Origin of the sequence: Micromonospora sp. NPDC049060 (genome assembly GCF_040649055.1) — a bacterium.
GTDB classification, from domain to species: domain Bacteria; phylum Actinomycetota; class Actinomycetes; order Mycobacteriales; family Micromonosporaceae; genus Micromonospora; species Micromonospora reichwaldensis.
In genome coordinates, this window is sequence record NZ_JBEZEV010000072.1 from 1 (window position 1) to 14174 (window position 14174).

Annotated in this window: 7 protein-coding genes; all 7 read right to left on the bottom strand. The window is 74.6% G+C overall.

Features of this window, described 5'->3' with window-relative positions; all coding sequences use genetic code 11:
• Positions 1–5192, bottom strand: a 5192-nt coding sequence (locus AB0B83_RS22590; RefSeq protein ID WP_357579829.1) for an amino acid adenylation domain-containing protein, incomplete at its 3' end; no start/stop codon positions are given.
• Positions 5189–10201 (bottom strand): amino acid adenylation domain-containing protein, encoded by a 5013-nt coding sequence (locus tag AB0B83_RS22595; RefSeq protein ID WP_357579830.1) that lies wholly within the window; start codon positions 10199–10201, stop codon positions 5189–5191. The genes AB0B83_RS22590 and AB0B83_RS22595, both read right to left, overlap by 4 nt.
• A 66-nt stretch (positions 10202–10267) precedes the next feature.
• A complete protein-coding gene (locus AB0B83_RS22600) occupies positions 10268–10474 on the bottom strand; it encodes an MbtH family NRPS accessory protein (RefSeq protein ID WP_121401347.1) in 207 nt (68 codons plus the stop codon).
• Positions 10471–11502, bottom strand: a complete 1032-nt coding sequence (gene sbnB, locus AB0B83_RS22605) for a 2,3-diaminopropionate biosynthesis protein SbnB (protein ID WP_357579831.1) — start codon at positions 11500–11502, stop codon at positions 10471–10473. Before sbnB ends, AB0B83_RS22600 begins: the two co-directional genes overlap by 4 nt.
• Positions 11496–12476 carry a 2,3-diaminopropionate biosynthesis protein SbnA gene (gene sbnA, locus AB0B83_RS22610; RefSeq protein WP_132240746.1) on the bottom strand — a complete coding sequence of 327 codons (981 nt, stop codon included), beginning with the start codon at positions 12474–12476 and terminating at the stop codon, positions 11496–11498. The genes sbnB and sbnA overlap by 7 nt, the downstream gene beginning before the upstream one ends.
• A gap of 97 nt (positions 12477–12573) precedes the next feature.
• Positions 12574–13935 carry a condensation domain-containing protein gene (locus AB0B83_RS22615; RefSeq protein WP_357579832.1) on the bottom strand — a complete coding sequence of 454 codons (1362 nt, stop codon included), beginning with the start codon at positions 13933–13935 and terminating at the stop codon, positions 12574–12576.
• Positions 13932–14171, bottom strand: a complete 240-nt coding sequence (locus tag AB0B83_RS22620) for an acyl carrier protein (protein WP_132240744.1) — start codon at positions 14169–14171, stop codon at positions 13932–13934. Before AB0B83_RS22620 ends, AB0B83_RS22615 begins: the two co-directional genes overlap by 4 nt.
• Between the last annotated feature and the right edge of the window lie 3 nt (positions 14172–14174).

Consider the following 14174-nt stretch of genomic DNA (forward strand, 5'->3'; position numbering starts at 1 on the left):
CGCACATGATTCGCCAACCCCCGGTGCGACACCTGCACACCCTTCGGCCGACCCGTCGACCCCGACGTGAAAATCACATACGCCAACTCGTCGAGACCCGTGGCGCGGGCCGGCAGCGGCGCGTCCATCTCCTCGATCTCCTCGACGCGCACGACCTCCACGCCGACGGGGGCGAACCGGTCCGCGTACCGCTGCGAGGTGACCGCGACCCGGGCACCCGCGTCAGCGAGCATCGCCGCGATGCGACCCGGCGGGTACGACGGATCCACCGGCACGAACGCCGCACCCGCCTTCCACACCCCCAGCATCGACGCCACCAACTCCACACCACGGTCCAGCAGCACACCCACCACCGCACCGGCACCCACACCCCGGGCGGCCAACCAGCGGGCGACCTGCCCGGCCCGGGCGTCCAGCTCCGCGAAGTCGATCCCCGCGCCGCCCGGCACCGACACGGCCTCCGCCGACGGCGTCTCCGCCGCCCGCGCCTCGAACTCGTCCAGCACCGAACGCGACACCGGCTCCACCGCCGACGCCCCGTCGGCCAGCACCACCGACGCCTCACCCGGAGGCAGACACGTCACCGACGCGTCACCGTCCACGTCGGCCACCATGGCCTCCAGCACCGCCCGGTACATGCCACCGAGGCGGGCGACCTGCGGCACGCCGAGGTGGCGCAGGTTGGCCTCCAGCGTGAGGAAGCCGAGGCGGCTGATCACGCCGAGCGGGAACTCGTTGGGGCTGTCGTCGATCGAGTCGGCGTAGTCGATCTCGTCGGTGTCGATCTGGTGGAAGTCGTGGAAGCTGAACCGGACATCCAGCATCCGGCCGCCGTCGCCGACCTCCCGCTGGAGCACCGGCAGCGGGTACCGGCGGTGCGGCCACAGCTCCAGCTCCCCGGCGAACGTCCGCCCGATCAGCTCCCGCCAGGTCCGCGCGCCCGCGTCGTGCACGAACGGCACCGTGTTCAGGTGCATGCCGTAGACCCGGTCGGCGCCGGCGACCTCGGGGCGGATGTTGGACACCAGCCCGGTGAAGAACGACCCCGACCCGGTGAGCTGGCTCATCACCTTCAGGTGCGCGGCCAGCATCACCGACTTGAACGGCACCCCGGTCTCGCGGGCCAGCGCCCGCAGGCCGGGCTCCAGGTCGTGCAGCGGCACCCAGTGGTCGTACTGGGCGCCGTCGGCGGCGGTCGGGTCGCCCCAGCCCTCGGGCAGCACGAACCGGTCCCGGCCGGCGACCCGGTCGTGCCAGAAGGCGCGGTCCGTCCCCTCGCCCGTGGAGCGCAGCTCGGCGGCGACCGCGTCGGCGAAGCGCACCGGCGGCGCCGGGCGCGGCTCGACCGGCAGCCCGTCGCGGATCCGGTGGTACGCGCCGACCAGCTCCATCATCAGCGAGTGGTAGCTCCAGCCGTCCATGATCGGATGGCACTCGGTGAGGGTGAGCCACCAGCTCCCGTCCGCGCAGACGCGCGCGTGCAGCCGGAACAGCGCCGGCTCGCCGAGGTCGAACATGTCGGCCCGCTCGGCGGCGATGAAGTCGCGCAGCTCCCGCTCCAGGCCGGCCCGGTCGTCGGCGCGCGCCCGGTCCATGCCGACCCGCATCTCGGCGGTGGCGTGCACGAGCTGCATCGGCACCGAGTAGCCGGTCAGGTCGAACGAGGTGCGCAGCACCTCGTGCCGCCGCACCAGCAGCGCGGCGGCCTCCCGGAACGCGTCGAGCGAGAACTCGCCGACGTCGGGGATGCGGTAGGTGGTGGCGTTGAGGTAGTGGTTGTGCTCGTCGGCGAGCATCTCCGCGAGCATGCCGAGCTGCACCTGCGTGCACGGGTACGCGTCGACGACGCCGTCGGGCAGCGCGGCCCGGTCGGCCTCGGAGATCAGCGCGAACGGCGCGACGGCCGGCTCCGGCGCGGCCGGCGCGGGGCGGCCGGTGAGGAACTCCGCCAGCTCGGCGATGCTGCGGCGCTCGAAGAGGTCGCGCACCTGCACGTCGAAGCCGCCGGCCCGGATGGCGGCGGCGAGCGCCACGGCGCGGATCGAGTCGCCGCCGACGTCGAAGAAGCCGTCCTCGACGCCGACCCGCTCCAGGCCGAGCAGCTCGGCCCAGATCGCGGCGAGCCGTTCCTCCACCTCCGTACGCGGCGCCAGGTAGGGCCGGTCGGTGGCGGTGACGGCCCGGTCGGGCGCCGGCAGCGCCCGCTTGTCGAGCTTGCCGTTGACGGTCAGCGGCAGCCGGGCCAGCGGGACGAACGCCGACGGGATCATGTACTCGGGCAGGGTGCGGGCCAGCGCCGCGCGCACCTGCCCCGGCCGGGGCAGCTCCGCCTGCTCGTCGACGACCGAGTACGCCACCAGGCGCCGGTCGCCGGGGGTGTCCTCGCGGACGACGACCACGGCCTCGCGCACCCCGGGCAGGGCCGAGATGGCGGCCTCGATCTCGCCCAGCTCGACCCGGTAGCCCCGGATCTTCACCTGGTCGTCGATGCGGCCGACGAACTCCAGGCTGCCGTCGGCGCGCCGGCGGGCCAGGTCGCCGCTGCGGTAGAGGCGGGCGCCGGGCGGGCCGAACGGGTCGGGCACGAACCGCTGGGCGGTCAGCTCGGGCCGGTTGAGGTAGCCCCGGGCCACGCCGGGCCCGCCGACGTGGATCTCGCCGGTGACGCCGACCGGGACCGGGTTGCCGTACGGGTCGAGCAGGTGGATGCTCAGGTCGGCCAGCGGGACGCCGACCGGGTTGGCGGTGCCGGCCAGGTCGTCGGGGCGCACCTCGTAGTAGGTGGCGTGCACCGTGATCTCGGTGATCCCGTAGAGGTTGAGCAGCCGGGGCGCGGCCAGTCCGCGCCGGGCCACCCAGGGGCCGAGGTCGCCGTACTCCAGCTTCTCGCCGGCGAAGATGACCGCGCGCAGCGCGAGCCGGTCGACGCGGGGGTCGCCGTCGCGGGCCAGTCCCACCAGGCCGCGGAAGGCCGTCGGGGTCTGGTTGAGCACGGTGACCTGCTCCTCGACGAGCAGGTCGAGCAGGTCGCCGGGGGAACGGGTGACCTCGCGGGGCACGATCACCAGCCGGCCGCCGTGCAGCAGCGCGCCCCACAGCTCCCACACCGACACGTCGAAGGCGTACGAGTGGAACAGCGGCCACACGTCGGCGGGGCCGAAGTTCAGGTCGTCCTGCGCCACGGTCGTCAGGCGCAGCACGTTGGCGTGGGTCAGGAAGACGCCCTTGGGGCGGCCGGTCGACCCGGAGGTGTAGATGACGTAGATCAGGTTCTCGGGGTCGACGGCGACGCCCGTGTCGGTGCCGGGGCGCCCGGCGATCTCCCCGGCGTGCCCGGGGTCGTCCAGCACCACCACGGCGCCGTCGAAGTCGGCGAACCGCTCCCGGTGGGCCTCGGTGGTCACCACGATCCGCGCGCCGGCGTCGGTCAGCATGAAGTCGAGCCGGTCGGCGGGGACGCCGGGCTCCACCGGCAGGTACGCCGACCCGGACTTCAGCACGCCCAGCAGGGTGGCGACCAGCTCCGCGCGGCGGTCCAGGCAGACCGCGACCAGCCGCTCCGGGCCGGCGCCGAGGGCCCGCAGGTGGTGCGCGAGCCGGTTCGCGGTGGCGTCCAGTTCGGCGTACGTCCAGCGTCGCGCGCCGTCCACGACGGCGGTCGCGGCGGAGTGCGCGGCGGCGGTGGCGGCGAAGACGCCGTGCACCGTCTCAGTCACGGGTGCGGCGGGGCGGGCCGGGGCGGGGGTCGCCGCCGCGAGCTCGGCGTCGTCGAGGATGCGCAGCTCGGAGATCCGGGCGTGCGGGTCGGCCCCGACGTGCTCCAGCAGCCGGCCGAGGTGGTCGGCCATCCGCCGCACGGTGGCGTCGTCGAACAGCGCGGTCGCGTACTCCAGGTGCCCGCGCAGCCGGCCGTCGGCGCCCTCGACGACGTGCAGTTGCAGGTCGACCTTGGCGACCCGGGTGGGCAGCCAGAGCGTCTCGGCGGCGAGGCCCGCCGGCCAGGCGCCGCCGGGAGCGTCGTCGCCCAGGGTGAAGGCGACCTGGTAGAGAGGGGTGCGGGACAGGTCCCGTTCCGGTTCGAACTCGTCGACCAGCAGCGCGAACGGCACGTCGGCGTGGGCGAAGGCGTCGCGCACCGTGGCGCGGGTGCCGCGCAGCAGGTCGGCGAAGGTGGGGTCCCCCGTCCAACTGCCCCGCAGGACGAGGTTGTCGATCCCGTACCCGACCAGGTGGCGCAGCTCGGCGCGGTCGCGCACGGACGTCACGCTGCCCACGGGGATGTCGGTGCGGCCGGTGTAGCGCGACAGCAGCGCCTGGAAGGCGGTGAGCAGGGTGACGAAGAGGGTGGTCTCCGCGCCGCGGGCGATCTCGCGCAGCGCGGCGGAGAGGTCGGCGGAGAGCGCGAACGGAACCGAGGCGCCCCGCCAGTCGCGCACGCGGGGCCGGGGCCGGTCGGCCGGCAGTTCCAGTGGGGCGATGCCGGCGAGGCGGTCGCGCCAGTGCTCCAGGTGCCGCTCCAGCGGCTCGCCGCGCAGCCGGTCGCGCTGCCAGGCCGCGAAGTCGGCGAACTGCACGGCCGGCGGCGCCAGCGGCGAGGACTCGCCCCGGACGTACGCGCCGTACAGCTCGGCCAGGTCGCCGAGGAGCACCGCCGTGGAGGGCGCGTCGCAGGCGATGTGGTGGATCACCAGCACCAGCAGGTGCTCGGCCTCGTCCAGGCGCAGCAGCGTCGCCCGTACCGGCCACTCGGTGGCCAGGTCGAAGCCGGTGGCGGCCAGCTCGGCCGCCGCCTCGGCGACCCGGTCGTCCCGCTCGGCCCCGGCCGTCCCGGAGAGGTCGACCAGCGGCAGCTCCTGCGGGCGGGGCTCGTCGACGACCTGCACCGGCGTCAGGTCGGCCATCGCGTACCGGGTGCGCAGGATCTCGTGGCGGGCGATCAGGGCGTCCCACGCCCGGGCCAGCGCGGCCCGGTCCAGCGGGCCGCGCAGCCGCAGTGCCGAGGAGACCAGGTACTCCGGGCTGGTGGGGTCCAGCCGGTTGAGGAACCACATCTGCTGCTGGCCGAAGGAGAGCGGCAGGTCGCCCGAGCGGTCGACGGTCGGGATCCCGGCGCGCCGGCCGGCGGCCCGGCCCGCCAGCCGGCGTTGGACGAGCGACTCGCGCAGGTTGGGCTGGTTCGCGGTCGAGGTCATGCCTGGTGCTCCTTGGTCTGCCGCAGGTCTTCGGTCAGGTCGGCGTCGGACAGCGCGTCCACCTCGGCCCGGATGAGGTCCTCCACCGCGCCCGCCATCGCCTCGACGGTCGGGTGCTCGAAGACGAGCCGGAGCGACACGTCGAGGTCGAACTCCTCCTGGAGGCCGGCGACCAGCCGGCCCGCCAGCACGGAGTGCCCGCCCATGGCGAAGAAGTTGTGCCGTACGCCGACGGGCACGCCCAGCAGGTCGCTCCAGATCGCGCAGAGGCGTTCCTCGACGACCGTGCGCGGCGCGACGAGGCCGTCCTCGGTGCCGGCGGCGCCGGTCGTCACGGCGTCGGAGAGCAGGCCGAGCAGGGCGGCGCGGTCCACCTTGCCGTTGGCGTTGAGCGGGATCTCGGCCACCGGCACGAGCAGGCTCGGCGTCATGTAGTCGGGCAGCAGCCGGGCGCAGTGCGCGGCCAGGTCGGGCGCCTCGCCCCGGTGGAAGGCGACCAGCCGCTCCTCGTGGACGATGACCGCGCACCGGGTCACCCCGGGGTGTTCCTCGACGACGGCGCGGATCTCGCCGAGTTCGATGCGGTAGCCGCGCACCTTCACCTGGTCGTCGGCCCGGCCGACGAAGTCCATCACCCCGTCCGGGCGCATCCGGACCAGGTCCCCGCTGCGGTACAGCCGGCTGCCCGGCGGCCCGTACGGGTCGGGCACGAACTTCTCCGCGGTCAGGTCCGGCCGGCCGGCGTACCCGGTGGCCAGGCACTCCCCGCCGATGTACAGCTCGCCGACGACCCCCACCGGCAGCAGCCGCAGCGCGTCGTCGAGCACCCGGACGGTGGTGTTCGCCATCGCCCGGCCGATCGGCACGATGTCGGTGGTCTGCGGCGTCTCGACCGGGTGGGCCGTCATGATGACGGTGGTCTCGGTCGGCCCGTAGCTGTTGGTGAGGCCGCCCGGCCCGAGCCGGTCCAGCCACCGGTTGGCGATCTCCTTGCGCAGCGCCGCGCCGGCCGTCCAGACCAGACCGGAGAGCTGACCCGCCTGCTCGTCGTCGAGCTGCTCCGTGAGCAGTTCCAGGTGCGGCGGGGTCATGATGAACCGGTCGAACGGGCCGGCCTTGACGAGCAGGCCACCCAGCTCGGCGATGTCGAGGGCGGCGGGCAGCAGGGTCACCGACTGACCCGAGACCAGCGGGCTGAACAGGTTGGGGATGGAGAGGTCGAAGGCGATGGTGGTGAACAGCGGCGCGCCGTCGCCCCGTCCCCCGCGCGCCCCCCGGTCGCCCAGGGCCTCGGTCTCGACGGCGCAGGCGAGGAAGTTGGACACCGCCCGGTGCGGCAGCGCCACGCCCTTGGGGCGGCCGGTCGAGCCGGAGGTGAACAGCACGTAGGCCGTCTCCTCCGGGTCGGTGTCCCGGTCCGGCCGGTGGGTGGGGCCGGCGCAGACCATCAGCCGGTGGGTGTCCACGTGCAGGGTCGGCACGGTGAACCTGGGCGCGTACGCCGCCTGGGTCACGCCCAGCTCCACGCCGGCGGTGGCGAGCATGTGCCCGATCCGCCCGGCGGGGTACGACGGGTCGAGCGGCAGCACGGCCGCGCCCGCCTTCCAGGCGCCGAGGATCGCCGCGACCAGGTCGACGCCCCGGTCCAGCAGCACGGCCACCACCGCGCCCCGGGCGACCCCGGAGCGCCGCAGGTGGTGGGCGAACTGGTTGGCCCGGTCGTCCAAGGCCGCGTAGGTGGTGGTGAGGTCGCCGTGCCGCAGCGCCACCGCGTCCGGCGTCCGGTGTCGCTGGGCCTCGAAGAGGTCGCAGACGGTCGCGGCGGAGCGGGGCACGGTGGGCCCGTGCACCTCGTGCAGGAGCAGGTGGCGCTCGCCCGGTGAGAGCAGGTCGAGGTCGTCGAGCGGGGTCCCCGGCTCGGCCACCGCCGCGGCGAGCAGCCGGACGAAGTGCTCGGCCATCCGCCGCACGGTCGGCTCGTCGAACAGGGCGGTGGCGTACTCCAGGCTGCCGGCCAGGGTGCCGTCGGGGCGGGGCCAGACGTGCATCGTGAGGTCGGTCTTGGCGATCCGGGCCGCCCGGCGCAGCGCGTCCAGCAGTGCCTCGTCGTCGGTCGACTGGCCGGTGATGCCGCCCTCCTGGGCGTTGAGCATCACCTGGTAGAGCGGGGTGCGGGAGAGGTCGCGGACGTCGACGAGGTCGTCGACCACCCGCTCGAAGGGCAGGTCCTGGTGGGCGAGGGCGGCCAGGGTACGGGACCGCACGGCCCGCAGGGCCGCCTCGAACGGGGCGGCCGGGTCCAGGGTGCAGCGCACCACCACGGGGTTGAGGAAGACCCCGGCGATCTGTTCCGCCTCGGCGGGGCGGCGACCGGAGGTGGGCGCGCCGACGGCGACGTCCCACTGCCCGCTGTAGCGGGCCAGCAGCGTGGCGAAGCCCGCCAGCATGGTCATGAACGGGGTCGCCGAGCAGCGCCGGCCCAGCGCGGTCAGCTTCTCCGCGAGCTCCGCCGGCACCTCGAACTCGACGTGCGCCCCGCGCGGGTCGCGCTCGGCCGGCCGGGGTCGGTCCAGCGGGAGGGTCAGCTCGGGCACCCCCGCCAGGTGTTCGCGCCAGAAGCCGAGTTCCCGCTCGACCCGGTCGTCGGTGAGGTACCGGCGCTGCCAGGCCGCGTAGTCGGCGTAGTGCACCGCCAGCTCCGGCAGGTCGGGCTCCCGGCCGGCGGCGCCGGCCGCGCAGAGTTCCCGCAGGTCGCGCTCCAGGACCCCGGCGGTGGTCGCGTCGGAGGCGATGTGGTGCAGCGCCACCAGCAGCAGGTGGTCCGCCCCGGCCGAGGTGACCAGGGTGGCCCGCCACAGCGGCCCGGTGCGCAGGTCGAAGCCCTGGCCGAGCTGCGCGTCGACGAGGTCGACGAGCGGGGCCCCGGTCGCGTCGCGGATCGTGAGGTCGACGGGGCCGGGCGGGTCGATGCGCTGGTGCGGCTCGCCGTCGCGGGTCAGGTAGCGGGTGCGCAGCGCCTCGTGCCGGGCCTCGAGCGCGCTCAGCGCCGCCCGTACGGTGTCGGGGGTCAGCGAGCCGGGCAGGCGCAGGTAGAGCGGCACCACCCACTCGGGGCTGCCCGGGTGCAGCTGGTCCAGCAGCCACAGCCGCCGCTGGGCCGGGGAGAGCGGCAGCGCGCCGGTGCGGGGCACCGGGACCACCGCCGGCGTCGCGGGGTCGCCGTCGGTCAGCAGGGCGGCCTGCGCCTCGACCGTGCTCGCGGCGAGCAGCTCCCTCAGCTCGATGCGCACGCCGGACTCGGCGGCGAGGCGGCTGGCGAGGCGGACTGTCACCAGCGACGACCCGCCGAGCTGGAAGAGGTCGTCGTGCACCCCCACCCGGTCGACGTCGAGCAGCTCCTGCCAGAGCCGGGCGACCAGACGCTCGGCGTCGCTGCGCGGGGCCAGGTAGGCCGTGCGGTCGGTGCTCTCGACGGGCGGCAGCGCGGCCCGGTCGACCTTCCCGCCGGTGGTCAGCGGGAACTCCGCCACCGGGACGAACACGGCCGGCACCAGGGCGTCGGGCAGCCGGTCGGTCAGGAAGGCCCGCAGCTCCGTGCTGCTCAGGGGGCGTCGGCTGGCGACGTACGCGGCCAGCCGGGGGCTGCCGCCGGGCTCGGCGAAGCCGACGACGACCGCCCGCCGGACGTCGGGGTGGGCGGCCAGCGCGGCCTCCACCTCGCCCGGCTCGATGCGTACCCCATTGATCTTGAGCTGGTCGTCGGCGCGGCCGACGAACTCCAGGCTCCGGTCCGAGCGCCACCGGACCTGGTCGCCGGTGCGGTAGAGCCGCGCGCCGGGCGGCCCGTACTCGTCCGGCACGAACCGCTCCGCGGTCAGGTCGGGCCGGTGGAGGTACCCGCGGCCGAGCCCGGCCCCGCCCACGTAGAGGTCGCCGACCACGCCGATCGGCACCGGCCGCCGGTTGGCGTCCAGCACCTGGAGGCGGAGGTTGTCCAGCGGCCGGCCGATCGGCACCGGCCCGGTGCGCTGGGCGAGGTCGACCTGCTGGGCGGTCACGTCGATGGCGCACTCGGTCGGGCCGTAGGTGTTCCAGACCCGCGTCCCGGGCGCCACCGCCAACCGCTGGCACAGCTCGGCGTGCAGCGGCTCGCCGGCCGAGAAGACCAGGCGCAGCGAGGTGCACCTCGGCCAGTCCGGCTCCTCCGTCACCAGTTGCAGCACCGACGGCACGCCCTGGAGCACGGTCGCCTGGGACCGGACGACCGCCGCCACCAGGGCCGCCGGGTCGCGTTCGGCGCCGTCCGGCGCGAGCGCCACCGTGGCTCCGCAGATCAGCGGGGCGAAGAACTCCCAGCCGGCCGCGTCGAAGCTCACCGCGGTCTTCTGCAACACCCGGTCCGCCGGCGACAGGCCGTGCTGCCGGACCGTCCAGGCCACCCGGTTGCCGATGGCCCCGTGGGTGACGACCACGCCCTTGGGCCGGCCGGTCGACCCGGAGGTGTAGATGACGTACGCCGCGTTGTCGGGGTCGATGCGGACCGGCGGCGCGGTGTCCGGTCCGGCCGCGATCCGCGCCCGGTCGGCGTCCAGGCAGACCACGTGCGACGGCCCGGCCAGGGCGTCGTCGCGCAGGTCGCTCTGGGTGAGCACGACGTCCACCCCGGTGTCGGCGACGATCCACCGTCGCCGGTCCACCGGGTGCGCCGGGTCCAGCGGCAGGTACGCGCCGCCGGCCCGCCACACCCCGAGCAGGGCGACCACCAGGTCGACCCCCCGGCGCAGGTACACGCCGACCGTCGACTCCGGACCGACGCCCAGCCCGACCAGGTGCCGGGCGAGCTGGTTGGCGCGCCGGTCGAGTTCGGCGTAGCCGACCCGTACGTCGCCGGCGAGCACCGCGGTCGCGTCGGGCGTCGCCGCGGCCTGGCGGGCGATCAGGTCCGGCAGGACGACGGGACCGACCGTGCCCGCTCCGGCGGCCGGCAGGGTGGACAGAGGGGTGCTCATCGGGGTGCTCCTCCGGGGTGGGGGGTCGATCGCGGACGGCCGGGGGTCACGCCTGCCGGGGGTCCGTCAGACGGACGCGCCGTCCATGCGCAGGCGCAGGCTCTTCGGCCGCATGTCGGTCCAGAGCTCGTTGATCCGGCTGAGGCACTCGTCGCGGGTGCCCTCGGTGCCCTCGGCCCGCCAGCCGGCCGGCAGCGCCCGGTCGCTCCACCAGATCGAGTACTGCTCCTCGTCGTTGAGCACCACCAGGTAGCTGCGGTCGTCGTCGCTCATGTTCTCTCCCTCGTGGGTCGCGCGGTCGCCACGGCGGCGGCCGGTACGGGTGTGAAGTCGTCGATCCGCACGCCGAGGCCCCGCTCGGCCGCCGTGCGGCGGACGTGTTCGGCCAGGGCGATGTCCAGCACGCCCAGCCCGAACGGCGAGACCACCACCGGCCCGTCGCCCGGGGGCAGCGCCGCACCGCCGGCGAGCCGGCCGATGGTGGTGTGGATGAAGTCCCGGCCGCCGGTGAGCTGCTCGGTGAGGTGCAGCGAGGTGCGCTCGCGGCACACGTGGTCGGGGTCGTCGACGACGTTGCGGGCCGACAGGATCGCCTCGGGGTGCAGGTCGCGCAGCGACAGGTGCAGCACCACGCTCCCCGGCTGGCAGGCGGTCAGCTCCAGGTGCGGTTCGCTGGCGGTGGTGGCGATCGAGACCAGCCGGTGGGCGGCCAGGGCCTGCTCGGCGCTCGCCGCCACGCTGATCGTCGTGGCCGGCAGCAGGGACGCCGCGCGGGCGGCGAACGCCTCGGCCCGGCGGGGGTCGGTGTCGTGCAGCACCAGCGAGGCCGGCGGGGTCAGGGCCACCGTCAGGAAGCGCAGCACCTGCTCGTTGATCAGCCCGCAGCCGATCAGCGCCAGGGCGTCCGGGCGGCGCTCGGCGGTCAACAGCTGCGCGGCGAGGGCCGCGCCGGCCGCGGTGCGCCGGGCGGAGATGACCGATCCCTCGATCACCGCCTCGGGCTGGCCGGTCTCCAGCGAGTTCAGCACGATGGCGGCGCTGGCGCGGTCCAGGCCGCGCTCGATGTTCGCCGGGAACGAGGAGATCCACTTCATGCCGGCGGCCGGCGGATCGGCGCCCAGGTACGCGGGCAGGCCGATGATGCGGTTGCGGGCGTTGTCGGGGAAGCGCAGGAAGACCGAGTGCGGCACGCTGGTGCGGCTCTGCTCGTGCAGGAGGTACGCCTGCCGGACGAGGTCGATGACCCGGGCCTCGTCGCCGTCGAGCACGTCCCGGACCACGGCATGGCCGATGATCAGCATTTTTCGCCCTTCCACAGGTGGCTGACCTCGCCGAACTGTTCGGTCACCCAGCGATCGGAGTAGATGGTGTCGAGGTAGCGGTCGCCGTTGTCCGGGAAGATCAGGACGCTGGTGCTCCCGGCGGGCAGGTCCGCCATGCGGCGCCGCAGCGCGGCCACCGTCGCCCCGGAGGAACCGCCGGCGAGGATGGCCTCCCGGACCGCCAGCAACCGGCAGCCGACCACGCAGTCGAGGTCGGAGACGTGCAGCACCTCGTCCGGCCGGGCGTTGGCGGCCAGCGGCGGCACCACCGAGGCGCCGTGCCCGGGGATCAGCCGGGGCGCGGGCGGGTGGCCGAAGATCGCGCTGCCGACGGCGTCGACGGCGACGATCCGGGTGCGGTGGCCGTTCTCGCGCAGGTAGTCGGCGCAGCCGACCAGGGTGCCGCAGGTGCCGGTGGAGCAGAACAGGTAGTCGACCCGGCCGTCCAGTTCGGTCATGATCTCGGCCATGGTCTGCCGCTGGGCGCGGGCGTTGAGCGGGTTGGTGTACTGGTCCGGGCGGTAGGCGCCGGGGACGGTCTCCACCAGCTCGCGCACGCGGCGGCGCCGGACCGCGAGATACTCGCCGGTCACCGGGTCGGGGTGCTCGATCATGTCGATCTCGGCCTGGTACGCGGCCAGCACCGCCAGGTTCTGCCGGGTGGTCTTCGGGTCCACCACGCAGATGAACCGGATCCCGAAGTACGCGCAGATCTGGGCCAGGCCGATGGCGAGGTTGCCGGAGCTGGACTCCACCACCACGGACCGTCCCGGCACCAGTTCGCCGGATTCGATCTTTCCGCGCAGCATGTTCAGCGCGGCCCGGTCCTTGATGCTCCCGCCCGGATTGAACTGTTCGAGTTTCGCGTACGCCCGGGCGGGAAATTCGGGAAACAACCGGTCCAGGCGCACCAGGGGCGTGTTGCCGACCGTGGAGAGAATTCCCTGATCCATTTCAACCCCCTCTCCGGGCTGACGGAAGGTCGCCCGCAACCGCCGTGCGGGCGCTGTGCGGCACCCGTCGACGACGGGCGCCGGATGACCGGGGTGCTCAGCTCATGCCGAGTTCGAGCAGCATCCGCTCGTCGACGTCGCCGGCCAGGCGGGCGTCGGCCACCGTCGCGGCCGGGTCGGCGCAGGCCGCGCCGAGCAGGGCCAGATACTGGTCGAAGAGCCGCTCGACGGTGGCGCGGTCGAGCAGGTCCCGGTCGTAGTTGAACTCGGTACGCAGGGCCAGGTCGGGCAGCTGGTGCACCGTCACGGCGAGGTCGAACTGCCCCTCGTCGTACGGCACCACCAGCTGGCGGACCCGGTGCCCGACGAATCCGTTGCTGGTGTCGGACAGGGTGTCGCCGTGCTGCCGGGTGAGCAGCGTGATGGTGACCCGCACCAGCGGGTCCCGGTCCCGGCGGGCCGCCTGGACCAGGGGGAACGGGTAGGCGGCGCGTGCCACGCCCTCCGAGAGCTGGCGTCCCGCGGCGGCGATCGCCGTCGCGAAGGTGGTGCCCGGGGTGAACGACGACCGCAGCACGACCGGGTTCACCAGCATCCCGACGACCTCCCGCAGCGCCCTCCCCCGGCGCAGCGAGACCGGGCAGCCGATGGTGAACTCGCCCTGCCCCGTGCACCGGTGCAGCAGCGCCTCGAAGACGCCGAGCAGGACCGTGAACGGGGTCACCGCCAGGGTGGCGGCCGTGGCGCGTACCTGCCGGGCGACGTCGTCCGGCAGCATCCGGGCCACGGACGCGCCCCGGTACGAGCGGGTGGCGGAGCGGGGCCGGTCGGTGGGCAGGGTGGCGGCGGTGGCGCCGGCGCAGGTGCGGGCCCAGTGCTCGGCCAGCTCGGCGCGCCGGGGCCCGGCCAGCATGGCCTGCTCGCGGGCGACGAACTCGTCGTAGCTGGGCCGCGTCGGCCAGTCCACCGGGTCCCCGACCCGACCCGCCCGGTACGCGTCGCCGAGGTCCCGCCAGATCAGGTACTGGGAGAGCCCGTCGGTGGCGATGTGGTGGATGACCAGCACCAACGCGCAGTCCGTGCCCCGCCGCAGCAGCACCGCCCGCAGGGGGCCGTCCTGTTCGAGCCGGAGCGGCTGCTCGCCGACGGCGTGGATGAGCGCACGCAGGGTCTCGTCGTCCACGTCGCCGACGTCGCGGATCTCGATCGTGCCCGAGCCGACCGGGTCGACCAGCCGCACCGGTCCTGCTCCGGTCTCGGCGAACCGGGACCGGAGCAGGTCGTGCCGAGCCTGGACGGCGACGAGGGCGGCCCGCAGCACGTCGGTGTCGAGGACCGGCTCGGCGAGCACGGCCGTCACCACGTTGCTGGTCGAGCTCTCGGGCGCGAGTCGGTACAGCGCCCACTGCGCGGCCTGACCGACGGACAGCTCCCGGGCGTCCCCGTCGCCGGCGTTCACTTGGCGCCGAGCACGAAGTCGGTGAGGTCCCGGACGCGGACGAAGTTGCCGACCTCCTCGTCCGGCACCTCGATGTCGAAGTGCATCTCGGCGGCGCCGAGCAGGTCGACCAGCTTGAGCGAGTCGAGGCCCAGGTCCACGAAGGTGTCGTCGGCGGAGATCGGCCGGTCCGGCTCCTCGGTCATCAGCTTGCGGGTCAGCTGCTCGACGTCGGCGGCCACCTGGTCAACGGTCATGTC

What these genes read in the sequence shown, in the direction of transcription:
- AB0B83_RS22595 (WP_357579830.1), bottom strand. Translation starts at nt 10,201, where the DNA reads ATGAGCACCCCTCTGTCCACCCTGCCGGCCGCCGGAGCGGGCACGGTC.
- AB0B83_RS22600 (WP_121401347.1), bottom strand. Translation starts at nt 10,474, where the DNA reads ATGAGCGACGACGACCGCAGCTACCTGGTGGTGCTCAACGACGAGGAG.
- sbnB (WP_357579831.1), bottom strand. Translation starts at nt 11,502, where the DNA reads ATGCTGATCATCGGCCATGCCGTGGTCCGGGACGTGCTCGACGGCGAC.
- sbnA (WP_132240746.1), bottom strand. Translation starts at nt 12,476, where the DNA reads ATGGATCAGGGAATTCTCTCCACGGTCGGCAACACGCCCCTGGTGCGC.
- AB0B83_RS22620 (WP_132240744.1), bottom strand. Translation starts at nt 14,171, where the DNA reads ATGACCGTTGACCAGGTGGCCGCCGACGTCGAGCAGCTGACCCGCAAG.